Here is a 26539-nt window from a genome sequence, read left to right as displayed (position 1 = left end):
AAAAAGCCCTGTTCGTTGTTTTTAATACGGATCAGACGGATGGCTTTCCTGTTCAGCCTGCTTTGCAGCCTGTTCAGTCTCTGTTGTGCCGATCGGTCCGTTGCTGTTATTTTCGGAGACCTTTTTCAGTCCTTCCGCCACGCGTTTTCCGTAGTCCGGATCAGCTTTTGTGAAATTTTTAATCATCTGATCCTGGATTTCTTTTCGGCATGTAGAAAGTGTATTAACTAGGTTCGTGATCAATTCGTTCCGTTCAAATTCAGTAAATCTTCGGTACGTTTCTCCGGCCTGTCCGAAGTTGTTCGTTCTGTCGATCGCTTCACGCTTTACATCACCTTCGACATGCGGCGTATGATCTTTTCCATCCTGTTTCGCTTCCTTCAGCCCGCCCATAATCGATGGCTCATAGTTGACGTGCGGGTTTTGGCCTTCTGCTCTATCGACCCGATATTGCATTTGCCCGCCTTCTTGGTTGGTGGCGACATGCTTTTTCGGGGAGTTGATCGGAAGCTGCAGGTAATTTGCGCCTACACGGTAGCGCTGTGTATCAGAATAGGCAAACGTCCGCCCCTGAAGCAGCTTGTCATCTGAGAAATCGAGTCCGTCAACAAGCACTCCTGTTCCGAATGAAGCTTGTTCCACTTCCGCATGGTAGTTTTCCGGATTTTTGTTAAGTACCAATTTGCCGATCGGCTTCCATGGGAAATCGTCTTTATACCACAGCTTTGTCGGATCGAGCGGATCAAAGTCCAATTCAGGATGCTCATCATCACTCATGATTTGGGCATACACTTCCCACTCCGGATAATCTCCATTTTCAATTGCTTCATACAAATCCTGTGTTGCATGGTTAAAGTTTTTCCCTTGAATCTCTTCCGCTTCCTTCTGTGTCAGGTTGCGGATGCCTTGCTTCGGTTCGAAATGATATTTCACGAGGACGGCCTTGCCTTCCTCATTCACCCATTTATAGGCGTGTACGCCTGAACCCTGCATTTGCCGGTAGTTGGCTGGGATTCCCCAAGGCGAAAACAAGAAGGTGATCATATGTGTCGCTTCAGGAGATTGAGAAATGAAGTCGAAAATACGTTCACCATCTTGGATGTTGGTCACTGGATCAGGCTGAAATGCGTGCACAAGATCCGGAAATTTCAGCGGGTCGCGGATAAAAAAGATTTTCAGGTTGTTCCCGACCAAATCCCAGTTTCCGTCTTCAGTATAAAGCTTAACGGCAAAACCGCGCGGGTCTCTCAATGTTTCAGGTGAGTGTTTTCCATGGTTCACCGTAGAAAAACGGACAAATGCCGGCGTTTTCTTGCCTTTTTCCTGAAAGAGCTTGGCTCGGGTGTACTTTGAAATCGGCTCGTCTCCAAAGCTCCCATACGCTTCAAAATATCCATGTGCACCCGCTCCTCTGGCATGAACAACCCGCTCAGGAATGCGTTCACGGTCAAAGTGGCTGATTTTTTCAAGGAAATCGTAGTTCTCAAGTGTTGTAGGCCCTCTGTTCCCGACAGTTCTCACATTTTGGTTGTCAGTGACAGGGTGCCCTTGTCTGTTCGTTAAGGTATCCTCTGACTCGTTTTCCCCAGATGTCTTATGAGAAAGCACATCCTCGCTGCTTTGGGCATTTGTTCCGTGATGTTTGTTTTGATGATCTTCTTTCATTGGTTGACCCTCCTTTTTTGAACGGTAACAATATTCCCTTATTGGACAGATTTTAAAACAGCCGTTTTTTCTCGCCAGCTTCGGGAATGGTACAGTGTACAAACATCTGTAAAAGGAGAGGTCGATTCGTGACGAGAGAAAAAAATTCGCTGCCCATTACGTTTTATCAAAAAACCGCTCTTGAGCTTGCCCCGGCGCTTCTCGGCTGCCTTCTGGTAAAAGAAACAGACGAAGGCACAGCGTCAGGCTATATTGTGGAAACAGAGGCCTATATGGGTGCCGGAGACAGAGCGGCCCACAGCTTTAACAACCGCCGGACGAAGCGGACGGAGATTATGTTTGCTGAAGCTGGGCGGGTGTATACATACGTGATGCACACCCATACATTGCTGAATGTCGTTGCCGCAGAAGCAGATGTCCCGCAAGCAGTATTAATTAGGGCGATTGAGCCTCATGAAGGCCAACTGTTAATGGAGGAGAGAAGACAGGGCCGGCATCCGAGGGAATGGACAAACGGGCCCGGAAAGCTTACGAAGGCCCTTGGCGTCACGATGAATGACTATGGACGCTGGATCACGGAACAGCCGCTTTACATCGAAAGCGGGTATATACCAGAAGACATTTCAACCGGCCCGCGTATCGGCATCGATAACAGCGGAGAGGCGCGCGATTATCCGTGGCGTTTCTGGGTGACGGGAAACAGGTACGTGTCGCGTTAGCATGTTTAAGCAAAAGGCAATCAGGGGAATGGTTGAGAAAAAGAAGGGAGAATCGGAGCTTTGAAAAAAATGATCAAAACCGTTATCAAATGGGCGCCAGTCATTTACCCGATTGTTCGAAAAATCATGAAGGATCGCAAGGCGTCTAAACAAAAGAATATGTCCGCTTCCCGAACAGCCGGCTGAACCCGGCTGTTTTTTATGGGTCGGTTTTCCCTCTAGTCCTCCTGATGTTCATTGACTTGCCATTCTTCCCATTATAGAATTTATATACATTTCGCATTCCTTCATCATCCTTTCTGCCTATTCACTTTATCCCTGCATCTACTTGATAGGAGGTTTTTCTCATGCTTCATGGGCGACTTCGTGATATTCTGCGCTTGCTGATGGCGGCTGAAACCCCGGTGACAAGCTCGTTTTTTGCCGCGCAATTAAATGTGACGACGCGGACGGTCCGCAATGATATAAAGGAACTGCAAGGTGTGCTCAGCGGCCATGGCGCCTTTGTCCAATCGGTAAGAGGCTCCGGTTACAAACTCTGCATTCATGACGAGCAGACATTTAGAGCGCTGCTGCAAGATGTGTTTCAGCAAAAAAAGGGCCTGCCGGTATTGCCGGAGGAGAGAATGGCTTATCTCATGAAACGCCTGCTGCTGGCGGAGCATTACCTCAAGCTCGATGAACTGGCTGAAGAACTATTTATCTCAAAATCTACACTCCAAACAGATTTAAAAGAAGTAAAGAAATTGCTGCTGCCTTACCGCATCGTTATGGAAACACGACCAAATTACGGCTTCAAGCTGCGTGGGGACGAGGTGCAGATGAGGTACTGTATGGCGGAGTACATTGTCGATGAAAGAGAAACGGAGATTGATGTTCTGAATGAAAAGGCTGATATTTTGCCAAATGAAGAAATTGAGATTATCCGTTCCGCCATCCTGAAAAAAATGAAAGACGACCGCATCCCTCTGTCCAACTTGGGACTGAATAACCTCATCATCCATATTGCTATCGCCTGTAAACGGATCAGAACGGAAAACTATGTATCGCTTTTCCCGGCAGATATGGATCATATCCTGCATCAAAAAGAATATCAGGCTGCCGAAGCCATCGTGAAAGAGCTGGAATCAGCGCTTGCCGTTACATTTCCGAAAGACGAGACGGCCTATATCGCCATGCATCTCCTCGGCACAAAACGAATGACACAACAACAATGTGGGGAAGACACATTTTCAATAGACGAAGAAACCGATCAGCTGACATTTGCGATGATTGAAGCCGTTGATCGTGAACTGAAGCTCGGCATCCTGCATGACAAAGAGCTGAAAATTGGCTTGGCGTTGCATATGAAGCCGGCGATCAGCCGCAACCGATACGGCATGAACCTGCGAAATCCGATGCTGGCAGCAATCAAGGAACATTATCCTCTCGCCTTTGAAGCTGGGATCATTTCGGGGATGGTTATAAAGGAACAAACGGGCATCGATATTCATGAAAACGAAATTGGGTATCTGGCTCTCCATTTTGGCGCCGCGATTGAACGGAAAAAAACAGAAAGCCCGCCGAAACGCTGTATCATTGTGTGCGCATCGGGTGCCGGAAGCGCCCAGCTTCTGCGCGAAAAACTCCGTTCCCATTTCGGCAAGCGGCTCGATATTTTTGGAACTGCTGAGTATTACAGCCTTGACCAGATGTCCTATGAATCCATTGATTTTGTCATCAGTACTATCCCGATCAAAAAAGAGCTCCCTGTACCAGTGTTGAAGGTCAATACACTCCTGGGAGGAACCGACTTTACAAAAATCGAATCCATTCTGAGTGATGAAAAAGAAAAAGCGGCCCGCTACCTAAAAAAAGAACTCGTTTTCTTCCTTGAGGATCTGCGCTCAAAAGAAGAAGTGATTCAATTTTTAGGGCAGAAAGCGGTTGATTGCGGCTATGCCGATAAAGAGATCATAGATTCCATTTTTGAAAGAGAAGACATGTCGCCAACGTGCTTTGGCAATCTTGTTGCCATCCCGCACCCGCTCGTTCCGCAGACAAAAACAACGTTTTGGGCCGTCTGTACGCTCAAAAAACCGATAGATTGGGAGAATCAGCGTGTTCAATTTGTCTGTTTGCTTTGTGTCGAAAAGGAGAACAAAGCGGATTTGCAAAGCATGTATAAACTGCTCGGCAGTATTTTGGATGACCCGGCAGCAGTGAACCAGCTGATCAAATGCCGTTCGTATCAAGAGCTTTCGGATGTGTTTGACCAAAAAATGCTGAGCTGACAGCCTGTATATACCTTTTTTCCGTTTCCTGCGGAAAAACCTTGAGTGTTTATGAAAGCGATTTCATAATATGATGTTATCAACAGCAGGACATTACAAAATTGATCAAACTCTAGGGGGTCTTTTACATGAATATATTACTCGTTTGTGCAGCAGGCATGTCTACTAGCTTATTGGTGAGCAAGATGGAAAAAAGTGCGCAGGAACAAGGAAAAGACTATACCATTTGGGCAGTTTCAGGTGATTCTGTACAAAATCATATTGATAAAGCGGATGTATTGCTTCTAGGCCCGCAAGTCCGTTATATGCTTCCGCAGCTGAAAAAATTAGGAGAGTCAAAGGGGGTTCCGGTCGACGTCATTAATACCGTCCATTATGGCACATGCAACGGAGCAGAAGTGCTAAAATCAGCTGAACAGCTTGGACATGTGTCATAGAGAGGGGCGGGCTATGTGAATAAAGTCAATCAGATCCTAGAAGAAAAGGTCATGCCTATAGCGGGAAGAATTGCGGGGCAGCGTCATTTGCAGGCGCTGCGTGACGGTATCATCCTCACGATGCCGCTGATTATCATCGGTTCCTTTTTCCTCATCATCGGCAACCTCCCGATCCCGGGATACGCAGAGTTTATGGCAAAAACGTTTGGCAGCTCCTGGTCTGAAAAACTGGCCTACCCAGTTGACGCCACCTTTGAAATTATGGGTCTTGTCGCCGCGTTCGGCATCGCCTACCGGCTCGCCGAGAAATATGGCGTTGATGCCTTGTCGGCCGGAGCCATTTCACTTGCGGCCTTTTTGTTAGCAACACCGTATCAAGTGCCGTTCACGCCTGATGGTTCGACGAAAGAGATAATGGTCGGCGGCGGAATTCCGCTTTCACTGATGGGAAGCAAAGGCCTGTTTGTCGCGATGATTATCGCGATGGTGTCAACAGAGATTTACCGTTTCATTATCCAGCGCAATTTGGTCTTCAAAATGCCGGATGGTGTTCCGCCGGCAGTCAGCAAGTCATTTGTCGCGTTAATCCCCGGTTTCGCTGTCATCTTCCTGATTTGGGCAGCCCGGCTGATTGTTGAAGCAACGCCGTTTGAAAGCCTTCATAATATTGTAAGCGTTTTATTGGGAACGCCGCTATCCATTCTTGGCGGAAGTCTCGGGGGGAGCCTTGTTGCAGAAGCCGTGAAAATGCTTTTATGGGCTTGCGGTCTTCACGGCGCCAACATTGTCGGCGGCGTCATGGCACCGATTTGGTATGGCGCCATGGATGCCAACCGGATCGCCTTCCAAGCTGGTGAGGCACTGCCAAACATTTTCACCCAGCAATTTTTCGAAATCTGGATCAATATCGGCGGAAGCGGCGCTACTTTGGCACTGGTTGTCACGATGTTCCTGCGCGCCCGAAGCAAACAAATGAAGCAGCTTGGAAAGCTTGCGATCGGCCCGGCCATCTTCAATATTAACGAACCGATTATTTTCGGAATGCCGATTGTTATGAACCCGATGCTTTTACTTCCGTTTATCATCACGCCGCTTATCACACTGACAATCACTTACATCGGAATGAGCACAGGCCTTGTCGCCAGACCGGCGGGGATCGCAGTGCCGTGGACCATGCCGCCGATCTTTTCAGGCTACTTGGCGACAGGGGGGAAAGTTTCAGGCGCGGTCATGCAAGCCATTAATATCGCCGTATCCTTTGTTGTCTATTATCCGTTCTTCAGAATGTGGGATAAACAGAAGCTGAAAGAAGAAAATGATTTGGAGCTGGTCCAAACGCCTGCAGCATCAGATAACAAAGAAGCGGCTCTGTAGAGAAAGGAAGTGAATCGCGTGAATGAGAAAATGGAGCAAATCATTTTTCAAATTATCCTTCACGGAGGAAACGGAAGGAGCTCCGCAATGGAGGCCATTGCCGCTGCAAAAAGCGGGGACGCTGAAGAAGCGCAGAAAAAGCTTCAAGATGCCGCAAAAGAATTATCAAAAGCCCATCATTATCAGACAGAGCTGATCCAAAATGAAGCGGGCGGAGAAAAAACGGAAATGACGCTTCTGATGGTGCATGCACAGGATCATTTAATGAATGCAATGACAGTGAAGGATCTGGCGGCGGAGATCATTGAGTTATATGAAAAAATCACCGAGCAAAGGGGAGCAAGCATATGACAAAAGGATTGAAGATTGTAACGATTGGCGGAGGTTCAAGCTATACGCCAGAGCTAGTAGAAGGGTTGATTAAACGGTATGAGGAGCTGCCTGTTCGTGAATTATGGCTCGTCGATATCCCTGAGGGCGAAGAAAAGCTGAATATTGTCGGCACGCTCGCCAAACGGATGGTTGAAAAAGCTGGCGTCCCGATCGACATTCACCTGACGCTCGACCGGAGAAAAGCGCTGAAAGACGCAGATTTTGTCACAACTCAATTCCGCGTAGGGCTTCTGCAGGCAAGAGCCAAAGATGAACGCATCCCATTAAAATACGGTGTGATCGGCCAAGAAACAAACGGCCCGGGAGGCCTGTTTAAAGGATTACGCACAATTCCGGTCATCCTTGAGATCGCAAAGGACATAGAAGAGCTCTGCCCGAACGCTTGGCTCGTTAACTTCACAAACCCTGCCGGCATGGTAACAGAAGCTTTGCTTCGCTACTCCAACCTGAAGAAAGTCGTCGGTCTCTGTAACGTTCCAATCGGCATCAAAATGGGCGTAGCCAAAGCGCTTGGCGTAGATGTGAACCGCGTAGAAGTCCAATTCGCCGGACTGAATCATATGGTGTTCGGGCTGGATGTTTTCCTGGACGGCGTCAGTGTGAAGGATCAAGTCATCGAAGCGATGGGTGACCCGAAAAACGCGATGACAATGAAAAACATCTCAGGCGCAGAATGGGAGCCGGAGTTTTTAAAAGCGCTCGGCATCATCCCTTGTGGCTACCATCGTTACTATTTCAAAACAAAAGAGATGCTGGAGCACGAACTGGAAGCATCACAAACGGAAGGCACCCGCGCTGAAGTTGTGCAGAAGGTTGAAAAAGAACTCTTCGAACTTTACAAAGATCCGAACCTCGCGATCAAACCGCCGCAGCTGGAAAAACGGGGCGGTGCTTACTACAGCGATGCAGCGTGTAATTTAATCAGCTCCATTTACAATGATAAACACGACATTCAGCCGGTGAACACAATTAATAATGGGGCAATAGCCAGCATCCCAGACGATTCCGCAGTTGAAGTGAACTGTGTCATGACGAAAAACGGACCTATGCCAATTGCTGTCGGCGACTTGCCGGTGTCTGTCCGGGGTCTCGTCCAGCAAATCAAATCCTTTGAACGTGTCGCGGCAGAAGCAGCGGTCACAGGCGACTATCAAACAGCGCTCCTCGCCATGACAATTAACCCGCTCGTTCCATCCGACACTGTGGCTAAACAGATTTTAGACGAAATGCTGGAGGCGCACAAAGCGTATCTGCCGAAGTTCTTTTGAGAGCCAATACGATATAAATTTGTTCAAATGGATTATATAAATCTTTCTAAATGAAAGACAGATAGTTGCAAAAAGAGGCTTGGAATTAAAATCTCCATGCCTCTTTTTGATGATTTTGTTTAATTTGGGCTGGGTAAATCCCCGTAACATAAAGAAGAAATTGTAGTTAATACTTTTTATTTCGGATTCATGCCATGTGATTATAGATCATAATTAGTTTCTTTACTTGTATATAATTTGCGATTTTTTAGATTACCTCTATTGAAGTTCATAGCTGGATTTTATTTCTGTTTCCTGATTGGGAGATGATTTCATTTATTTACTCCTAACAACAATCTGAGCTGGAGCACGAATATAGCTAGTTAAAACATAATAAACAAAATATATGTTTAAAGAAAAAAACTTAAACTTGTTAGCATATAAAAATCAACCAAGTATAGCGATGATACCTTGGTGAAAAACTAGAGATTATCTTAGTGGAATCTTAGAAAATATTATTTATAAAAAGTTATATATGTTCTACAGCTTTTGTTCTTTTCAACGAACACCTTAAGTCTATATTTATCCATATTTAAGATTTAACCAAAGACTAATACCCTCGTTATACCTTATCTATTTAACCTATCTACTCCCTCCTTCATCAATAACTTTTCTTACTAGTTGGCCTTTTCTATATGGAAATGGTTTCAAAAACAAAATTTTCAAAAATATAATTTAAGTAGCAAATATTTAACATTATAATCTGAATTTGTTTTTTGAATTTCTTTCTAATAAAAACTTTAGGCTAAACTAAAGATTTGTAAGAGGACAATCCTATAGATATTTAATAACCTAATAAATAACAATTGAGAGTTTTTATAAACAAAAAAATCTAAAATTAGACATTTAAAATTGGGATTTTAAAAAGATTTTTAATTCAGCATTTATAATTATATAGCTATAAAAATACAAATAGAAAAAGGGGTAAAACAGGATGGATGTAATAGTATACACGTGTAATAGTTATCTAATATCTTTATTCAAGTCTGTTATAAAGAATGATGAAATAAAAGTAATAGGTACTGATAATAGGGATTTAATAGTGGAAAAAGTAAAAAAAAAAGAAAATTTGGCTGTGATATTGGATTTTCCTCATCCAAATCAGGAGGATTTTGAATTTTGGATGAATATTCTAAAAATTACTTCAATTCCGATCTTCGTTTTAAATTCTAACGAAAATGATATTGAGAAAGTACTTTTAAGAGAACGTGCTGTAATTCAACTTGTCTCCCCTTTAACTGATATTTTTCAGAGTTTACAGTTAGATCGGGTTAATCAAAAGCTACCAGACATTATATATATTACAGATGATGTCTTCTTTGATCTTGCTGGTCATTGTATTCGTAAAAGAAATGAGTGTTATCACTTATCTAGTACGGAGTTCAAAATACTGTATATATTATCAATCAATGTAGGATCTGCTCTAACTGCAAATCAATTAATAGATTTTGTTGATTTGTCAGGTTTATCGACGTTATATGTACATATACAAAAACTTAGAGAAAAGATAGAAGAAGACCCACGAAACCCCCGTATTCTAACTAACAAAAGAGGAGAAGGGTATAAACTAAATGTAGCTATTAAACAAAAATAAGAAAGCTTATTATATTAAAAATTGTATTTTATTTGCTTAATTATCTAATATAAAATTTAGATTAGTCTAAAGTAAAATATGAAGACAAGATGGAATATTTGAAATACTATAATAACAAATAGGCCTATTAAATAAAACGGGGGTGATTGGAATTTATAATAATAAAATTATTGTTGAAGATAGTACATTAAGAGAAGGGGAGCAAACTCCTGGAGTTGCTTTTTCAGAGTATCAAAAAAGGGAAATTCTTGATGGTTTGGTTAGGGCTAATATCCAGTTTGCTGAAATTGGTATTCCGGTGATGGGTTCTGTAGAATTCCAAGCAATTCAGTCTATTGCAAAGGATAATAATTTTCCAACTTTAATTGGATGGAATCGAGGTTTAAAAACTGATATAGATAAAACGTTTGAAGCTGGATTAAATTCTTTGCATATCGGTTTACCATCATCAGACATCCATATTCGAGATAAGTTTAAAAAGGATTATAACTGGGTTATTGAAACAGCGGTTGAGCTGGTTGATTATGCAAAATCTCAAGGAGCTAAGTTTATATCTGTTAGCGCTGAAGATATGGGAAGAGCAAATTTAGATTTTCTTAAAAAATATGCAAAATCATTGGAAGAAGCCGGTGCATCAAGAATGAGGCTCTCCGATACTGTAGGTTGTTTAACTCCAGCAAAAACTAAAAACATTGTTCAATCACTAAAACAGGAGGTAAATCATCTTGATTTTCAATTACACATGCACAATGATATGAATTTGGCAATTGCAAATGTTATGGCTGGAATAGAAGCAGGTGCTACACAAGTACATGCTACTATCAATGGGTTAGGTGACAGAGCTGGTATTACAGCGTTACATCAAATAGCAACAGTATTAAAAGTTCTTACCAATTATGAAACGGATATTAATATGTCTGAAATTTATAAATTATCAAAAATGATTGAGGAATTCACCGGTTTATCCATAGCACATAACGAACCAGTAATAGGGGAGTTAGTTTTTGCACATGAATCAGGGATTCATGTAGATGGGATGTTAAAAGCGAAAAACAGTTTTGAAAGCTTTTCTCCAGAGATAGTAGGTAGAGAACATACATTTATTATTGGTAAGCATACAGGATCTCGTGCTATTCAACATGTTTTACAGGAACAGGGATTAGATATTAGTCGAGAAAAAGCACAAGAATTATTGCCTATTATACGAGAGCTTTCAACTCGTTTACATTCAAGTATTGACCCGGAACTTCTTTGTGTAATTGCACAATTTATAGCAAAAAAATAAATTGGAGGGATCTTAAAATGGATCGTTATTCTCATATTGCTTTAGCTGAAGGGTTATTAAAAGTTTGTGATGAAAATACCAATATGGCCTATCTCTCAGTTATACCTTTAATTGATGGGGAACCAAGTTTTTTGCATAGACTGCATTGTCATCCTTTAGTTAAAGGTAAATTATTAATGGACTGTGCTTTAAATGTATTTGGAGCGAAAAATTGTATCCCCCCTAAAGTATCAGAAGATACTTATGAATTTAAACGTCTTAATCAAGAAAAAGAAGACTTAACTAACACTTTTGTTGCTGCGACTAATAAAAATCCTAAAGAAATGGCTTTTCAAGCAGGTTATGGAGCCCTTTTGTCAATTATTTCGCACTCTTATTTTGACACCTATAATAATGCAGTTCAAGCATTCGCTCCTTACGAAAGTTATTGTGCGGGTCAATATGATATGTGGAGTAAAGTAGACTACTTTAATTACCGTATCAAATGGTACGAGCAAACTGCACCAGAAGTACGTAAAAAAGTATTGGCTGAGGATTTCTGGAATGTGAAGTTCACAGCTGAAGAGATGGTTAAAGGGTTAATTCACCGTATCGCTGCATTAACACAACCACAAGTTAAAGAAGAATCAATTAAAGAAGTTGAAAAAGTATTAGGAGTAAATAATATTCCTTTCAATAAAGAAGTTGAGAGATTTTATATTCAATTAGAAAACGCTGTTCAAAAATATTTAGTTGAGTCTGTTCAGTAATATAAACCTTAAAAGGAGGAAATGAAATGATCGAAATAAATACAGAGGTTATTGAAAAATGGGTAGAGTTAAGGAAGATGATTCCACAAATTGAGTTTGAAAATTTAAAAGTAAAGGATGGAAAAGTTCTATTTACTTATGAAGAATTAAAATATTTTTGTGAGAAATTAAATATAAAACCAGAAAATTTATTAAAAGAAAATTTTAAACTTGATTTAACCAATGGTATTAAAGTAAGCCGAAGTAATAATAGTTTTAAAAGAACAAGTGAGAGAAATGGAAAAAAATATTACACGTATAATCATTTAGTTACTACAAATGCTTATCCTACATTAATGCCATTGCGTGTGGAACTCCACTGTAATGATAATCAAGATGTTGTCTTAAATGGTGGACATGATTCAACGGAGATAGTTTATATTACTAAGGGTGCTGTAAGAATGCATTGGGATTATGAAGATATTAGAAATGAAGTAGATTTGTATGTGGGTGATTCAGCTTTTATTCAACCAGGAGTATCTCACAGTTTTATGGCTTTGAATGACAAAGAAGCTGAATTAATTGCAGTAAACTGGTAGTAGAAATAAGAGGGAATAAATATTCATGTATATACTCAAAATTGGTGGTAGTTTAATTACAGATAAAAATGCTTATTGTGTTCCTCGTAAAGAGGAAATTAAAAGATTTGCAAAAATGATTAAAAGCAGATGGTTCGATTTACAGGGGAAATTAGTAGTAGTAATCGGTGGGGGTTCTTATGGAAATGGGGTACCCCTCCGTTACAATCTTTTAGATTCTGAGAAGAGGAAAAAAGAAGATCTATTAATGATGACTGTAAAAATGTTTGAATGGATAAATGAAGTAGCAATGATTTTTAGGAATGAAGGGTTACCAGTATATCCATTTCAAACTAGCAGTTATTGTACAACTAATGAGGGAAATTACGATTTTTGTTTTATGAATCCTATCAAAATGTCTCTGCAATTAGGATTGTTACCAATTACATCTGGTGATTTTACATTTGATAAGAAAAAAAATTTCACTATCTACTCTAGTGACAACGTACCTGAATTGTTTGTAGATCATTTTGATGTACAACGAGTAGTAATTTTGACAGATGTACCAGGGATTTTTGAATCAGATAAGACTAAAAAAATCATTAAAAGAGTTAATCAGTACAATTATAAGAAAATTATTGAAAATACTGGTTCTTCTAATAAGCAAGATGTTACCGGAGGTATGAATAACAAATTAAAAGCTTTGATAAGAGTTGCTCAGAAAAATACTAATAGTATTGTCTGTGACGGTAGTAAACATAATTTAATCAAAGCGTTATTTAGTGAAAATCCACCAGGTACTATTATTGAAGCATGGAAAAAAGGAGACCTATTATGATAATAGCTTTTGCGGGTTGCGATGGAGCAGGGAAAAGTACGCAGATAAAAAGATCCCATAATTGGTTATTATCACTAGGGTATGAAGTTGAAATAATTGACAAATGGGATATTCTTGATCATCAAAAATTCAATGAATGCATGTTTATCAATACTAGTTTAGAAGATTTACGACTATGTATTTCACGAATGAAGGGTATTAGTCGTGCTATGTTTCTGTTTTGGTCTATATCACTCACCTTAACTAGAGATAATATACATTCTAATAACAAGATATTCCTTCTTGATGGTTATTGGATGAAGCATGCAGCATCCGAAATAATATATGGTTGTTCAGAGGATTGGGTTTTAAAAACAGTAGAGTTACTTCCGATTCCGGATATAGTTGTGTATTTAGATGTACCACCAGAAATAGCTTTATCAAGAAAATCAAGTTTAACACCATATGAATGTGGCCGAAAAGAAATCTTTGAAAAAAAAGACTTTCTAAATCATCAGGCATCTTTACGTTCTTTACTACTGTCATGGTCAAGAAAGAGAAACTGGAAAAATATCGATTCTTCTCTTTCGAATGAAGACGTCTTCCACCAAATTCAGAGTGCAATTCAAGGCGTTTTGGAGGAAAAACGAAAATGAAAATAGGTTGGATTGGTGCTGGGATCTTAGGAAGTGCAGTTTTAAAAAAAATATCAAATGAGTTAGAAGTTTACTGTTGGAATAGATCAATAGCCAAAGTTGACGATTTAACTCATTATGGGGTTTCAAAAGTCGATTCATTAGAAGAATTGGCAACTAAAAGTAACATAATTTTTCTGTGTATCAAAGGAGAAGACTCATATAAAGATATCCTTTTTAATGATAAAAAAGGCATTGCTAACTTTTTAAGTGAAAACACAATAATTGTAGATCTGAGTACAATCTCTCCAAAAAAATCTATGTATCTTAAACAAAAGTTGAGTGAATATAACCTTAAATATGTAGAATGCCCAGTCTCGGGTGGACCTGAAAAAGCAATACAAGGTAATCTTACTGCAATTATGAGTGGCGATCCAGTAGATATAAATATCGCAAAAATGGTGGTGGGAAAATTTTGTTCTCAAATACATTATGTTGGTGATATTGGAAAAGGACAACTTATAAAGTTAATAAATAATTTAGCCGAAAGCATTAATCTATTAGCAGCGGCAGAAGTCATAAATATCGGTCTATACTGTGGCATTGACCTTAAAACTTTAAATAAAGTTCTTCCAACTACTAGAGGATACTCCGTATATATGGGAGTTTTACTTGATCGATTAATAAACCCATCTGAAAATATCTCTGCATCACTTGATGTTCGCCTAAAAGATATTGAACTAGCAAATCAACTAGCAAAAGATAATAACTTATCAGCTCCCTTAGGTACCTTAACTCAAAAGCTTTTTGAGTTTGCTCAAGAAACCTATGGACCAAACCGAGATCAAACTGAGTGTATGAAACTATATAATGTGAATTTTAAAGGTGATTAAATGGTTAATAAGGCAACTATACTCAAAAACAAAATCATAGAAAACAAAACAATAGAAATAATGGGAGCTCATAATGGGCTTAGTGCCAAAATGGTTGAAAAACATGGATTTGATGGTATTTGGGCCAGCGGATTTGAAATCTCTGCTTCTTATGGTAAGCCAGATGCAAATATATTGACAATGTCTGAATTTGTACATGCTGCGAAACAGATTACCGAAGCTTCCTCTCTACCTGTTATAGCTGATTGTGATACAGGATTTGGCGATCTTAATAATGTAAATAGAATGATTAACGAGTATGAACAAATTGGTGTAGCAGGTGTGTGTATTGAAGATAAAGTATTTCCAAAGACAAATAGTTATATACCAGGAAGACAAAAATTGGAAAACATAGACTTGTTCTGCGAAAAACTATATGCTGCTCAGAACGCAAAAAAGAATCCAGACTTTATGGTGATTGCAAGAACTGAAGCCTTAATTGCTGGTCAGGGAATTGATGAAGCCTTAAAAAGAGCGCATGCTTATATTAAATGTGGTGCAGACATGATTCTAATTCACTCAAAACAAGAAACGCCGGATGAGATATTTGATTTTTGTAAGTTGTGGAACTCCAGTGCCCCAATTGCAGTTGTACCAACTTCTTATCCAACTGTAACTATAAAAGACTTAGAACGAAATAATATTAACATGGTTATTTATGCAAACCAAGGTCTTAGAGCTGCAATACAAGCAGTCGATAATACTTTAAGACAACTAAAACAAAGTCGATGTTTAGAAAGTATTATACCACAATTAACTTCTATGAAAGAAATTTTTGAATTACAAGGTATGAACGAAATGATTTCTCTTGAAAGTAAGATAAAAGACGAAGTTAGTTCTATTAGACTAACAATGAAATAACCAATTTTAAGAATAGCCTTTATATAACTAAAAAATATTTGTTTTATGAAAGGGGGTGAAATAATTGGTTATTCGTTCTAAAAGAATTCGTCGTGTAAGTCCAACCCTATAACATGTCTCTTCTTAATGAAAGGGGGTGAAATAATTGGTTATTCGTTCTAAAAGAATTCGTCGTGTAAGTCCAACCCTATAACATGTCTCTTCTTAATGAAAGGGGGTGAAATAATTGGTTATTCGCTCTAAAAGAATTCGTCGTGTAAGTCCAACTTTGTAAGGTAAGTAGAAGAGCTAATAAACTGCATTGTTTTTAAAACAATGCAGTTTATAGCCAAATCAGAAAGGGGGATTTTTTGTGAAACACGAATTATATTTTGAAAAACCTAAATTAAGAAAAAAAGTGCGAATTGAAGAAAAAGATGAATATCTTCAAATTTCATATCATGGATTTTCATTAGAAATCTTTCCTAATGAAAAAGTTTCCTTAAATGTTATAAAAGATTTACTAAATCTTCTTGATGGAAAACACTCCCTTGAACAAATCTGTGAGAAGGTTAGTTTATTTAGTAAAGAAGAAATAATCAATTATATTAATGAATTAGATGAGCATTGGTTGTTAACTGAGGGAACGGAAAATAAAATAGAAGGAAAAAGTGGTTTAGATTTTATTTTTTATTTAGAGGATTTGTACGCTGAATGGCAAAATAATATTAAAGAAACTGAGTTGACACAGCTTATCTTAAATAAAGGTGCTTCTAAAAATTTAATTGTAGGCTTTGCAGTTGAATATTATCACGTAACACGTAGATGTCATGAATGTATTTCACCAGCAGTAGCTAAGTCACAGGGGAGAATTAGAGAAAAGGTTTTAGATTTTTTTATGGAAGAGTATCGTCATGATAAACTTCTCATGAAATCACTTTTATCTTTTGATTTTGATAGAAAAGAGATAGAAAACTCTGTACCGCTTCCATATACCCAAGCGATCATGAATATGCTGTCAAAATGGGCACATACAGACTTACTTTCTTTTATGGCAGGTATATTTCTATTTGAAGGTACAGATTACGATGGCATGGAATATAAAGAAGCGCTTTCTTCATATAACTTGCCGAAAGATTTTGTGAAATACCAAAATACACATGGAGATATAAACATTAAAGGAGAACATGGACAAGTAACAAGGGATTTTTATCGTGAACTAGATTATATTAGTCCTGAAGATCAAATAAGGGTAGTAAATAATATTCGCATGCTTAATGAACTGCATATTAGAATGCACCAGAATACTATTGATTACTATAACCAAATAAATACAGTGGTTCCTCGCAATTTGGATAAATTAATGAACTTTAATTAAAAAGGGGGGAGTTAAATGAAAACAGATTTTTATAATGTACTAGTTGAAGTTGATAAATTAAATAAGTTATTCAATTGGGAAAAAGCATACAATAAATTTTGGGTTAATATATCTGAAGAAACGCATGATTCAGAAATTACTGAACAACTTCTGAAAGATATAGGCTATTTTTATTCTAGGTATATTGAATTCACTTCTTGTATTTTACATCATAATCTTAGACCAGATGTTATGTTTGGTCTTTCATCCGATTATATTAAAATACTGGAATTAGAATTAGAAAAAACTCCAGATGTAAGTTCAGAAGTACTTCCGGGTATCGAATCTATCTGTAATCATTTGTTAATGACTGCAGAAACTGATTATCTTAGTTTTTTTGTTTCATTGTATACCTTAAATCAAGTAATTTTTAAAAGAGATGAGTTAAAAAACTTTTTATCAGGTAAACAGAGGGAGGAATTTGTGGAGTTTATTGAATTGTTAAACAAATGGCCATATACTCTTAAGCATATGAGTAAGTCATTTCACTTAATAGATAAAATCGATCTACAAAGAATATTAAATAATAATTATGCCTTATGTGAAACAATAGATTACTGGTTTGAAGAGTTATTGGAAAAGTACCAAAAAAAAATGATTACAGCTCCTCGTTATTTAATTTGAAAGATAGTTAATATTAGAGAATTGCCTATCAAGGATTTCTTGATAGGCTATGGCAATTGATATTTTCGTTTTATAGGAGTTGTTTTTTATGTCAAAAGAATATATTCATTTGAAAAAGAAAATCAAAAATAGTGCTTGGATGAATAAAAATTTTATAATTTTATTTTTATCGACAGTGTTAATCACTTTTGGCAGTAAAGTCTATGAATTAGTTATTCCTCTTTTAGTATATAATTTAACCCATTCTTCGATAGTGATGGGATTAACATCTGCAATAGAATATGTTCCAAATATGTTGTTAGCTGTTTTTATAGGAGCATTAATTGATAGGGTTACAAATAAAAAAAAATTTATGATAATCACAGTAATATGTCAGGCCATATTGCTGATCCTATTTTATTTAGTAGTGCAGCATAGTAAATCCCCTCTAGTTTTCATATATTTCTATGTGTTCTTAATAATGACATTTAACTATAGTTACTTAAATGTAAGATTCGGAATAGTAAAAATAACCTTACCAGAAACCCTATATACAAAAGCTACAGCTAATTTTGCATTTATAACTCAATTTTTTACAGTTCTTGGCCCTGCTATTGCTGCAGGTATCATATTATTTTCTGACTTGAATAATAGTTTACTAATAACAAGTTTATTACTTATAGTAGCAGCTATACTTTCTGTTTTTTTGGATTCAGATACTAGCCGAAATATAAATACACAACAAAGAAAAGATTCTCTGCTAAAAAGTGTAAAGGAAGCATGGACAGAGTTTAGAAAATTAAGAGAGTTATGGTTGCTTACTTGGTTTGTCGTTGTTACAAATTCCTCCTATGGGATGTTTAATGTTATGCTTGTTTACTTTAGCAAAGAAACTTTGTCACTAACTGATGCAAGAGTGGGTATTTTATTAACCTCATTAGGAGTTGGAGGAGTATTAGGAAGTTTGTTAACGGAATCATTCAAAAACTATTTTGGAATTGGAAAAGTAATGGGATGCTGTATTTTCCTTACTGGATTACTCTTTTTTAGTTTGTCTTTAGTTAATAGCTATATTTTTGTTTATATAGTTTTAACTTTCATTGGCTTTTTCTCAACATTATTTTCAGTTAATGTTCATGTATATAGACAATATGTTACCCCTATCCAGTACTTTAGTAGTATTGTTGGTATAACTGGATCACTTTTTAAAATCGCAATGCCGATATTCATTTTCGGTTCCGGATGGATTACTGAAATATTAAATGTACGCTCAGTATTTATTTTGGCGGCTTTATTAAATATTATTTTGTTTAAATTCTATATTTTTACACCTTTATGGAAACTGAAATAGGAAAGTAGGTATAATGAATGCATACAATAGAAGAAGTTATATATAAAATTTGTCTTAATGAAAAAGTTGATATTTCCATGTATGATATAGATGAATATATTCAAGTGGCATCAGAAAATAAAGTATTTCCTGTAGTATTTGAATATCTTAAAAAGAGAGGATATATTTCAGAAATAAAGCATGAGGAGAAATATCGAGAATTTTTGTTGACAAGAGAGGAGCTATTAAAGATTGCTGAACAAATTTTATTTAAAAAAAGTGATCAGACTGAATGTTTATTTTTAAAAGGTTTTGGTATAGAAAATTATTATGATTTTGAAATGAAAAGACAATTTTTTGATCTTGATTTGTGTGTGAAAAATAACGAGGGTTTTTGGGATATAGGCAATATTCTAATAGAGTTAAATTTAGATTTGTATTCCACAATGAACTTATACAATGATTGTAGTAAAAACCTATTTGGAAGTGGAGTGTTTGAGGCTTCCTCAGGAAATTCCACTTTTCAAGGAATAGAAGTACAAATAAACCATTTTCCGATTAGTTACCGTACCTTTATTAATTGGGAAACCCAAGCGTATAAAAAAAGGAAAATCGAATTTGAAAACATAAAATTTACTGTACCAGGCCCGGAATCTTCTTTTATTTTAATGCTTGGGGAGTTAATAACTAGACCTAAAAAAGTACTAATCAGGGATTTAATTGATGTGAAATTCATTTTAGAAAAAAAAGATTACGTATATGATCTTAATTTTATTATAAAAAAAATAAACGAGTTAAAGTTGTACCCTGCTTTATTTTATTTAGAGAAATATTTTATAAAAATTAATGCAGATGTTCCAAAATTATTAAAAGTATTCATATCAAATTTACCTATTAAAAAGACAAGTAGTATCCTATTCAATCATGTAATTCCATTTTGCTTAGATAATTCATCAAGACCATTTCGAGATATTATCTTTTATTCATTAAGATATATTACCAATAAACTGAATGACAAGGATAAATGTCTAATCTTCTTGAAGAAAACAGATGTTATTATTGGGCCTAAATGGTTTTTTAATAACAGAGTCTATATTTATCTAATGAAGATAAGTGATGTGTCAGGGAATTTCAAGTGGTTTAAAGTAGATAAATATCACTTATTGACAACTCCTATAGGAACTTTTGTCGGGTGTATGCACGCATTATATTCAGATATGGAATTAGATAATTTGAAAAATGAATTGGATAAGAAACGATTAGAAAATAATCTCTAAAACAAGTCATAAGTTATAACTCAAGACTAGTTTTAGAGATGGTAATAGAAGCATTATGTTGAACTAATTATTAGATTTCTATTAAACTTTCAAATACAATATTATCTAATTTTGGGTTTAATTCGCATTACGAACTTCGGTTGTCCATCCGAATTCATCTGCAACAGCGCCTTTTTGAATGCCTGTAATCGTGTCATATAGTTTTTTGGCGATTTCACCTGTTTCACCGTTGTTGATCGCCAGTGTTTCATCTTGCCAGATCAGTTCGCCGACTGGAGAAATAACAGCTGCTGTACCTGTTCCGAAGGCTTCTTCGAGGATGCCGTCTTTATGGGCTTGGATGACCTCATCGATTGTAATTTTCCGTTCTGAAACTGGAAGGCCCCAATGCTTAAGCAAGGCGATGACGGAATTGCGCGTAATGCCTTCCAAAATGCTTCCGTTCAGCATAGGCGTTACAATTTCACCGTTGATTTTGAAGAAGATATTCATGCTTCCGACTTCTTCAATGTACTTCTTCTCAATGCCGTCCAGCCAGAGTACTTGAGAAAATCCTTTCTCTTCAGCCACCTGCTGCGCTTTTAAGCTTGAAGCATAGTTCCCTGCGGTTTTGGCATTTCCCGTTCCGCCTTTTACCGCACGCACAAATTCACTTTCAACAGCGATTTTGACCGGCTTGATGCCTTCTTTGTAATAAGAGCCGACCGGAGAAAGAATGATAAAGAGCTTATACGTATGAGATGCCGCAACACCGAGGAAAGGTTCAGTTGCGATGATGAACGGACGGATATAAAGGGACGTGCCTTCCGCATTCGGAATCCAGTCTTTATCGATCGCGACAAGCTGTTTTAAGCCTTCAAGAACCAGTTCTTCATCAATTTGCGGGATGCAGAGACGGTCGTTTGATTGATTCAGTCGCTCCATATTTTTTTCCGGTCTGAAAAGCAGGACATGGTCATCCTCTGACACGTAAGCCTTTAACCCTTCAAATACGGTTTGGCCGTAGTGATATACCATTGCGGCCGGGTCCATTGAAAAGGGTTGATAAGGAATGATTCTTGGATCGTACCAACCTTTATCCGCCGCGTAGTCCATTACAAAAATGTGGTCTGTAAACACTCTTCCGAACGAAAGCTGATTTGGGTCTGGTTTCGGTTTTTTGGTTGATGTCAATTCAACACGAATCGTTTGTTTAGTCATGGTCAATCTCCCTGCTGTTAAATTGTTTATATTATCAAACTTATTTGAAAATAATTTATATTCTATTGTATACCTTCAACAAATATTCGCAATAGGTTTGCTCAAATTTGTAAGAAATTCATAAGAAAAAAGCAGGAGAAATTAATTCTCCTGCGTGTTCATTTGTTCGAATACCCTGTCATAATCGGCGCGAGTGGCATCCCGAAGACCTTCAACACGTTCATTTGTAATCTCTTGTTTGCCTTCTTTCAAGCCGTCCAAGAAATATTGAACATATTCTTCAGCTGAAATGCCCCGGTATGTCAGGCCTTGTTTATTGCGTGATTTTTGGTTTAATCCCGTGTCCACCATAGGGGGCGCCATTTCAATCACTTCTACGCTCGTATCGAGAAGCTGGTGTCTGAGTGTAAGCGAAAACGAGTGAAGCGCCGCTTTTGTTGCGCAGTACACCGGATACACAGCTAACGGGTTAAACGCAAGTCCCGACGTGATCTGAACGATTGCCGCCTCGGGCTGCTTCATCAAATGAGGTGTGAAAAGGGCTGATAAATGGACAGGCGCTTGGAAATTAAGCTCAATTTCATCTCCGTCCACAAAAAGCTCCTCTGTTCCTTTTTTAAAGTCGATTTCCTTTTGAATGCCTGCGTTGTTGACGAGAACATTCAGGTTCGGAAATTCCTTTAGAGCCCACTCAAACAATGCGTCCCGCTGCGAACGGTCTGCAACATCACATTGCTTTGTATGGATGTTTGGGAGCTGCTTCTTTGCTTCTGAAAGACGCGCTTCGCTGCGTCCGCAAATAATGACTTCATTGCCGAGTTCCAGCAGCCGTTTGGCCAGTTCAAGCCCGATGCCCGCGGAACCGCCTGTGATTAACACCGTATTGCCTGTCAACTTCATTGATGTAACACCTCTTATTCAGTCGGCTGTGATTCCCTTACTATTTCAAATCTTAGCAGGAAATATGCAGCCGCGTCCTATAAGATGCTCACGATGAAGTGACTTTTCCGGTTTTATAGAATTCGTCAATTGCTTTATCGACGTACACCCAGCCTTTCCAGCCGATGTGGATGGTGTCTTTCATGAAGTACGGATCATATTCATGTCCAGAGAAATCAGCAACCTGGAAGCCCTTGGCTCTGATCTGTTTATTCACTTTTTTGTAATAGTCAGTGCGGCCCTTTTTCGGGAAGCCTGTGTAGTCGTACCATTTTCCATTGACAGGGATGGTGACAAACATAGGCTCTGCACCCGCATCCTTCAGGATATCAAGCATCATTTCAAAGTCGCCGTATTCCGGTGACACCGCATACGATCTTCCTTTGTTTTTACCTTTTAGCTTAGGCACTTTCGGCTTCAGCTTTTTATACACAGGATTGTCAATGTGAAAATCGTTAGATCCGGAATGGCGTTTGCCTGATTGATCTGCGAGTTTATTTAATTCAGGCCATGACTTATCCTTTACTGACTGCGAGATATAACGCTTTGGCCCGGATGATTCCGTCGCTGAATAATACAGGTCTTTCTTTTCCAGCATGCTGTAATATACTTTTGCCGCCGGCTTAAGCGCGTTCACTTTCCACGTCTGTCCGTTTACGATTGCTTTGTACAGCTCGGAAAGAATCGCGTCGTTTTGCACGGCCTTAAAGCGCAGCATACGCTTCATCATTTTCTTTTTCACATCAGGGTCGATCTGTTCGTTAAATGCCAAATCAAGTCCTTGCAGCGCGGAATAGTTTGGCGCGAAATGCTGTTCATCAGACCCGCGCTTAATAAACCACTGCGGAGACACGATGAATACGATTTTTTTGCCCTTCAGCTGATCCATATGGGCAGCAAAGTTTAAGGAATGAATCAATGACTGGGACCCGCCTTTGCCGACAAGGTATGGCGTGAACCCCTCATTGTTTACTTGAAAATAATTAGATGGGTGGAACTCGTCCAGCCGGGAAAGCTCAGAAGACCCGTAAATCGGAAGATATGCCGGATCTTTGAGCATTTGATCTTGTAAATAAAGCCCTTGAAACATACTCGGATTCAAGGCTGTTGCTGACTCTTTCACCCGCTTATCGGTGATGAAGCCTGTCAGCCATGAAGATGGAATTGCGATGGCGCCTGCGAATAGAATAAACGCCAAAATAATTGGACCGAAAAAACGCTTTTTCATTATTTCAACTCAGACAGCTGATTTACAATGTTGTTAGGCGTATTCCAAACATCCCGGTCAAATTCAGTGATCGGCACTAAAATATCAAAACGGTTTTCAATCGCAAGCAGCAATTCTACTGTTCCAAAAGAATCAAGCAAACCTTCTTCAAAAATTTCAATATCAGGATTCTCCTTTACGATGTCATCCTGGCAAACCTCTGCTAAAACGTCTAATACCTCTTGTTTAAAATCCATAGCTTTCTAATCTCCTTTAATGGTGGTGATGAAATAGTTTTCCTGAGAAAATATAAAACCCGAAGCAAACGAAGTGGAACGTGATCACAATCGCAAGAATGGTTGTCCAGCGGTTGGACGGAAGCCATTTGTATTTCTTATTCCACTTCTCGAAAAAGTTGTAACACGTCATCAGCACGGCGTGATAGAGGCCGTAGATGATATATTGCGGCGCAAGCCCGTGCCAAACCCCCATCAGCATAAACAGCAGGAAGTACCCGATGTTTGAGACGGCCATACGGTTTTTGATCCACTTTTTCTTTGTCATCCAAAATACGAATCTCATAAACACATAATCTCTGAACCAGAATGATAGAGACATATGCCAGCGATTCCAGAAATCTTTAATATTTTTACTGATAAACGGTTTATTAAAGTTTTCCGGAGATTTAATGCCCATAATGTAGCTGACCCCGACGGCAAACATCGTGTAGCCGGCGAAATCAAAGAATAAATACATGCTGTAGCCGTACATGTACAGCAGATTCCCAAGAATCTTATTGTGCGTGATCGCGGGAAGATTCATGATGAAGTACGTGTTGATTGCGTAGCCGATAATAAATTTGTACAGAAAACCGATAAAGATTTTATGAATCCCTGTATACAATAGGTCGGCGTATTCTTCTTTCGTCCAAGCCTTCTGTTCATCCTTGACGAACCGGCGGTATCTGTCGATCGGACCGGAGGAAATCGTCGGGAAAAACAGGATGAAATACAGCAGGCGGTGCAGCGGCAGCTGTTCTTTCAGCAGGCCGTCTCTTGCTTCCATAATCAGCTGAACGCCTTTAAAGGTTAAATACGAAATCCCTAAAAAGCTGATCAGGTTATGTGGCGGATGATGCGGCTGCGGGTGTGAAAGAAACGGCCATATTTTTGACAGAAATAAAGGCAGAATCGCCGCGATCACAGCTCCGCAAAAGACAAAGCCGCTGTTCGCTTTCTGCCGGTACGCCAGATAGCCGCTGATCAAAAGCACTTGCCATATCGTAAACAGACACAGTGCGATGACCCCGTGTAAGTCGTGCGAAAAAATTAAAGCCAATATGATGATAGATATGAACATGTTGTATGCTTGAAATCTTTTTCCGTTCAGGCCGAGAATGATCGTCGGCAGAAGAAGAATGCCAAGCAGTATAAAAAATAAAAACGAACTGTAAGGCGTCATACAAGAACCTCTTCGCCGATGCGTTTCCGGTCAATTTTGCCGTTGGCCGTCATTTGAATGTGATCCTGATAAATGAATTTTCTCGGGATCATATACGCCGGAAGGGAAGCGGCAAGCTCTTTTTTAATGGCGCTTGTGAGCTGGAATTCCTTCTGGAACTCATGCTCCTCAGGCACAATAGCGGCGATCAGGTACTCGACTGTTCCGTTTGGCTGATACGGGATCACGACAGCAGAGCGAACGTACTGAGACTGTCTGACATGGAATTCGATTTCCTCAAGCTCCATTCGGTAGCCGTGAAGTTTAATTTGGAAATCCAAACGCCCTTGGCAAAAAATCTGACCATCTTGGATATAGCCGGCATCGCCAGTCCGGTATGCCCACTGGCCTTCATAAGAGAAAAACGCTTTTTCCGTCAGCTCTGGCTCACCTAGGTAGCCTCGGCTTACGCTCGGCCCAGCGATGACGATTTCTCCTTTTTCTCCATCAGGAAGCGGCTGTCCCTGTTCATCCATAATGAAAATGTTCATATCAGGCTTGGCGAAGCCCACTGGAAGCGATTCGCTGCGGCTGATGACGTCATCCGTAATTTCAACGGATGTGACAGCCACTGTCGCTTCAGTCGGACCGTACGTATTAAAGATTCTTGCTTTCGGAAAACGCTCAAGCAGCGCTTTTGCAACAGAAACCGGAAGAACCTCTCCGCAAAACATAAATGTGTCCGCTTCAGGCAGCAGCTCCTGTGAAAAACCGGGGTCCATCAGGCACATCTGCACAAAGGAAGGTGTTGATGTCCATACATTCAGTCCGGACTTTTTCAGCTCTTCGAATAAGATTTTCGGCTTATTCACAGCATCCTTTGTCACGCAGTGCAAAGTCCCGCCTGATTGAAGGCACGGATAAAGATCCATGACAGATAAATCAAATGAAAACGGCGCTTGGTTTAAAAATGTTTTTCCTCCGTTGACTGGAAAGTCTGCACAAATCCAGTCTGTAAAGCTCTGAAGATTCGCAGCGGAAATCTGCACGCCTTTCGGATTTCCCGTGCTTCCGGAAGTGTAAATGATATAAAATGTCTCGTGATCCTTGACCCATTGTTCTTGGCTGACAGAGCCGCCTTCGTTTTCCAGCAGTTCTTCTGCTGAAACCGTCTGAATCTGGTAGCTGTCTGCATCAATTGAAAGCCCGGCAGTATGGATCAGCAATTCTGCTCCAGAGCTTTCGATAATTTTCGCAATCCGCTCGGACGGAATGGACAGATCAACCGGAATATAAGGATGTCCCGCTTTGACGCTTCCTAAGAAGGAAACGATCATGTGCGGCTCCATATGGCCGTACACAAGGATCGGAGATTTCTTTTCCCCGCCGGAAATCCGTTTTTGAATCGCGGCAGCCGCGCGGTCAGACTGCTCCCATAATTCCTGATAGGTGAGCGACTGGCCTTGAGAGCGGAAGGCATCGGTTTGCGGATAAGATTCCGCATGTGTTTGAATAGCATGTAAAAGTTTCATCATTATTCTCTCTCCAA

At 39.2% G+C, this 26539-nt stretch carries 26 protein-coding genes; 19 read left to right on the top strand and 7 right to left on the bottom strand.

The features are described from left to right. Positions 1-21 precede the first annotated feature (21 nt). Complete coding sequence (gene katX, locus M0696_RS19680; RefSeq protein WP_248602316.1) at positions 22-1665, bottom strand: catalase KatX; 1644 nt, start codon at positions 1663-1665, stop codon at positions 22-24. A 128-nt stretch (positions 1666-1793) separates the two neighbouring features. Between katX and M0696_RS19675 the strand changes: the two genes are divergently transcribed. The 19 genes from M0696_RS19675 to M0696_RS19585 all read left to right on the top strand — a co-directional run bounded on the left by M0696_RS19675 (position 1794) and on the right by M0696_RS19585 (position 20204). Continuing rightward, entirely contained in the window at positions 1794-2384 is a 591-nt protein-coding gene (locus M0696_RS19675) for a DNA-3-methyladenine glycosylase (RefSeq protein WP_248602315.1), read from the top strand. A gap of 69 nt (positions 2385-2453) precedes the next feature. Further along, positions 2454-2570, top strand: coding sequence for a hypothetical protein (locus tag M0696_RS19670; protein WP_109571642.1), 117 nt, complete (start codon positions 2454-2456; stop codon positions 2568-2570). Between the two features lie 161 nt (positions 2571-2731). After that, positions 2732-4657, top strand: coding sequence for a transcriptional regulator LicR (gene licR / locus M0696_RS19665; protein ID WP_166846813.1), 1926 nt, complete (start codon positions 2732-2734; stop codon positions 4655-4657). Positions 4658-4785: 128 nt separating this feature from the next. Then, entirely contained in the window at positions 4786-5094 is a 309-nt protein-coding gene (gene licB / locus M0696_RS19660) for a PTS lichenan transporter subunit IIB (protein WP_003218755.1), read from the top strand. A 15-nt stretch (positions 5095-5109) separates the two neighbouring features. Then, on the top strand, positions 5110-6468 hold the full coding sequence (gene licC / locus M0696_RS19655) for a PTS lichenan transporter subunit IIC (RefSeq protein WP_248602314.1): 1359 nt from the start codon (positions 5110-5112) through the stop codon (positions 6466-6468). 18 nt (positions 6469-6486) lie between these two features. Then, positions 6487-6819, top strand: coding sequence for a PTS lichenan transporter subunit IIA (licA, locus tag M0696_RS19650; RefSeq protein ID WP_248602313.1), 333 nt, complete (start codon positions 6487-6489; stop codon positions 6817-6819). Continuing rightward, positions 6816-8129, top strand: coding sequence for a 6-phospho-beta-glucosidase LicH (gene licH / locus M0696_RS19645; RefSeq protein WP_248602312.1), 1314 nt, complete (start codon positions 6816-6818; stop codon positions 8127-8129). The genes licA and licH overlap by 4 nt, the downstream gene beginning before the upstream one ends. 973 nt (positions 8130-9102) lie before the next feature. Then, on the top strand, positions 9103-9762 hold the full coding sequence (locus M0696_RS19640) for a winged helix-turn-helix domain-containing protein (RefSeq protein WP_222142288.1): 660 nt from the start codon (positions 9103-9105) through the stop codon (positions 9760-9762). A 142-nt stretch (positions 9763-9904) separates the two neighbouring features. Next, complete coding sequence (locus M0696_RS19635) at positions 9905-11047, top strand: LeuA family protein (RefSeq protein WP_222142287.1); 1143 nt, start codon at positions 9905-9907, stop codon at positions 11045-11047. Between the two features lie 17 nt (positions 11048-11064). Further along, positions 11065-11796 carry a hypothetical protein gene (locus M0696_RS19630; RefSeq protein WP_222142286.1) on the top strand — a complete coding sequence of 244 codons (732 nt, stop codon included), beginning with the start codon at positions 11065-11067 and terminating at the stop codon, positions 11794-11796. Positions 11797-11822: 26 nt separating this feature from the next. Then, a complete protein-coding gene (locus M0696_RS19625; RefSeq protein ID WP_222142285.1) occupies positions 11823-12374 on the top strand; it encodes a cupin domain-containing protein in 552 nt (183 codons plus the stop codon). A gap of 25 nt (positions 12375-12399) precedes the next feature. Beyond that, positions 12400-13191 (top strand): isopentenyl phosphate kinase, encoded by a 792-nt coding sequence (locus tag M0696_RS19620; protein WP_248602311.1) that lies wholly within the window; start codon positions 12400-12402, stop codon positions 13189-13191. Further along, positions 13188-13826, top strand: a complete 639-nt coding sequence (locus M0696_RS19615) for a dTMP kinase (protein WP_222142283.1) — start codon at positions 13188-13190, stop codon at positions 13824-13826. Before M0696_RS19620 ends, M0696_RS19615 begins: the two co-directional genes overlap by 4 nt. Beyond that, positions 13823-14698, top strand: a complete 876-nt coding sequence (locus M0696_RS19610) for an NAD(P)-dependent oxidoreductase (protein ID WP_222142282.1) — start codon at positions 13823-13825, stop codon at positions 14696-14698. Before M0696_RS19615 ends, M0696_RS19610 begins: the two co-directional genes overlap by 4 nt. Next, complete coding sequence (aepX, locus tag M0696_RS19605; RefSeq protein WP_222142281.1) at positions 14699-15598, top strand: phosphoenolpyruvate mutase; 900 nt, start codon at positions 14699-14701, stop codon at positions 15596-15598. A gap of 352 nt (positions 15599-15950) precedes the next feature. Beyond that, entirely contained in the window at positions 15951-16955 is a 1005-nt protein-coding gene (locus tag M0696_RS19600; protein WP_222142280.1) for an iron-containing redox enzyme family protein, read from the top strand. A 15-nt stretch (positions 16956-16970) separates the two neighbouring features. Next, the gene (locus tag M0696_RS19595; RefSeq protein ID WP_222142279.1) at positions 16971-17618 is read left to right on the top strand and encodes a hypothetical protein; all 648 of its coding nucleotides are present in this window, start codon (positions 16971-16973) and stop codon (positions 17616-17618) included. An 88-nt stretch (positions 17619-17706) separates the two neighbouring features. Further along, on the top strand, positions 17707-18948 hold the full coding sequence (locus M0696_RS19590) for an MFS transporter (protein WP_248602310.1): 1242 nt from the start codon (positions 17707-17709) through the stop codon (positions 18946-18948). A gap of 17 nt (positions 18949-18965) precedes the next feature. After that, a complete protein-coding gene (locus M0696_RS19585) occupies positions 18966-20204 on the top strand; it encodes a nucleotidyltransferase family protein (protein ID WP_222142277.1) in 1239 nt (412 codons plus the stop codon). 117 nt (positions 20205-20321) lie between these two features. Here the strand turns inward: M0696_RS19585 and M0696_RS19580 are convergent, their stop codons facing one another. The 6 genes from M0696_RS19580 to dltA all read right to left on the bottom strand — a co-directional run bounded on the left by M0696_RS19580 (position 20322) and on the right by dltA (position 26522). Beyond that, positions 20322-21404, bottom strand: a complete 1083-nt coding sequence (locus M0696_RS19580) for a branched-chain amino acid aminotransferase (protein ID WP_248602309.1) — start codon at positions 21402-21404, stop codon at positions 20322-20324. A gap of 141 nt (positions 21405-21545) precedes the next feature. Next, complete coding sequence (locus M0696_RS19575; protein WP_166846826.1) at positions 21546-22304, bottom strand: SDR family oxidoreductase; 759 nt, start codon at positions 22302-22304, stop codon at positions 21546-21548. Positions 22305-22392: 88 nt separating this feature from the next. After that, positions 22393-23571 (bottom strand): D-alanyl-lipoteichoic acid biosynthesis protein DltD, encoded by a 1179-nt coding sequence (gene dltD, locus M0696_RS19570; protein WP_166846828.1) that lies wholly within the window; start codon positions 23569-23571, stop codon positions 22393-22395. Then, positions 23571-23807 carry a D-alanine--poly(phosphoribitol) ligase subunit DltC gene (dltC, locus tag M0696_RS19565; RefSeq protein WP_003227325.1) on the bottom strand — a complete coding sequence of 79 codons (237 nt, stop codon included), beginning with the start codon at positions 23805-23807 and terminating at the stop codon, positions 23571-23573. Before dltC ends, dltD begins: the two co-directional genes overlap by 1 nt. Positions 23808-23823: 16 nt before the next feature. After that, positions 23824-25011, bottom strand: a complete 1188-nt coding sequence (gene dltB / locus M0696_RS19560; RefSeq protein ID WP_166846831.1) for a D-alanyl-lipoteichoic acid biosynthesis protein DltB — start codon at positions 25009-25011, stop codon at positions 23824-23826. Further along, a complete protein-coding gene (gene dltA / locus M0696_RS19555) occupies positions 25008-26522 on the bottom strand; it encodes a D-alanine--poly(phosphoribitol) ligase subunit DltA (protein WP_166854567.1) in 1515 nt (504 codons plus the stop codon). Before dltA ends, dltB begins: the two co-directional genes overlap by 4 nt. Between the last annotated feature and the right edge of the window lie 17 nt (positions 26523-26539).

It is taken from the genome of Bacillus rugosus (genome assembly GCF_023238245.1).
GTDB lineage: Bacteria > Bacillota > Bacilli > Bacillales > Bacillaceae > Bacillus > Bacillus rugosus.
The sequence above is the reverse complement of the archived record's forward strand: the minus strand, read 5'-3'. Positions and strand labels throughout refer to the sequence as shown.

Bases quoted from the DNA above. Each gene is read 5' to 3' on its own strand.
- M0696_RS19670 (WP_109571642.1), top strand. From the start codon at position 2,454: ATGATCAAAACCGTTATCAAATGGGCGCCAGTCATTTACCCGATTGTT.
- dltD (WP_166846828.1), bottom strand. From the start codon at position 23,571: ATGAAAAAGCGTTTTTTCGGTCCAATTATTTTGGCGTTTATTCTATTC.
- M0696_RS19630 (WP_222142286.1), top strand. From the start codon at position 11,065: ATGGATCGTTATTCTCATATTGCTTTAGCTGAAGGGTTATTAAAAGTT.
- M0696_RS19620 (WP_248602311.1), top strand. From the start codon at position 12,400: ATGTATATACTCAAAATTGGTGGTAGTTTAATTACAGATAAAAATGCT.
- dltB (WP_166846831.1), bottom strand. From the start codon at position 25,011: ATGACGCCTTACAGTTCGTTTTTATTTTTTATACTGCTTGGCATTCTT.
- M0696_RS19610 (WP_222142282.1), top strand. From the start codon at position 13,823: ATGAAAATAGGTTGGATTGGTGCTGGGATCTTAGGAAGTGCAGTTTTA.
- M0696_RS19615 (WP_222142283.1), top strand. From the start codon at position 13,188: ATGATAATAGCTTTTGCGGGTTGCGATGGAGCAGGGAAAAGTACGCAG.
- licR (WP_166846813.1), top strand. From the start codon at position 2,732: ATGCTTCATGGGCGACTTCGTGATATTCTGCGCTTGCTGATGGCGGCT.
- katX (WP_248602316.1), bottom strand. From the start codon at position 1,665: ATGAAAGAAGATCATCAAAACAAACATCACGGAACAAATGCCCAAAGC.
- M0696_RS19640 (WP_222142288.1), top strand. From the start codon at position 9,103: ATGGATGTAATAGTATACACGTGTAATAGTTATCTAATATCTTTATTC.
- M0696_RS19580 (WP_248602309.1), bottom strand. From the start codon at position 21,404: ATGACTAAACAAACGATTCGTGTTGAATTGACATCAACCAAAAAACCG.
- M0696_RS19575 (WP_166846826.1), bottom strand. From the start codon at position 22,304: ATGAAGTTGACAGGCAATACGGTGTTAATCACAGGCGGTTCCGCGGGC.
- M0696_RS19585 (WP_222142277.1), top strand. From the start codon at position 18,966: ATGCATACAATAGAAGAAGTTATATATAAAATTTGTCTTAATGAAAAA.
- licH (WP_248602312.1), top strand. From the start codon at position 6,816: ATGACAAAAGGATTGAAGATTGTAACGATTGGCGGAGGTTCAAGCTAT.
- aepX (WP_222142281.1), top strand. From the start codon at position 14,699: ATGGTTAATAAGGCAACTATACTCAAAAACAAAATCATAGAAAACAAA.
- dltA (WP_166854567.1), bottom strand. From the start codon at position 26,522: ATGAAACTTTTACATGCTATTCAAACACATGCGGAATCTTATCCGCAA.
- M0696_RS19590 (WP_248602310.1), top strand. From the start codon at position 17,707: ATGTCAAAAGAATATATTCATTTGAAAAAGAAAATCAAAAATAGTGCT.
- M0696_RS19625 (WP_222142285.1), top strand. From the start codon at position 11,823: ATGATCGAAATAAATACAGAGGTTATTGAAAAATGGGTAGAGTTAAGG.
- M0696_RS19595 (WP_222142279.1), top strand. From the start codon at position 16,971: ATGAAAACAGATTTTTATAATGTACTAGTTGAAGTTGATAAATTAAAT.
- dltC (WP_003227325.1), bottom strand. From the start codon at position 23,807: ATGGATTTTAAACAAGAGGTATTAGACGTTTTAGCAGAGGTTTGCCAG.
- licB (WP_003218755.1), top strand. From the start codon at position 4,786: ATGAATATATTACTCGTTTGTGCAGCAGGCATGTCTACTAGCTTATTG.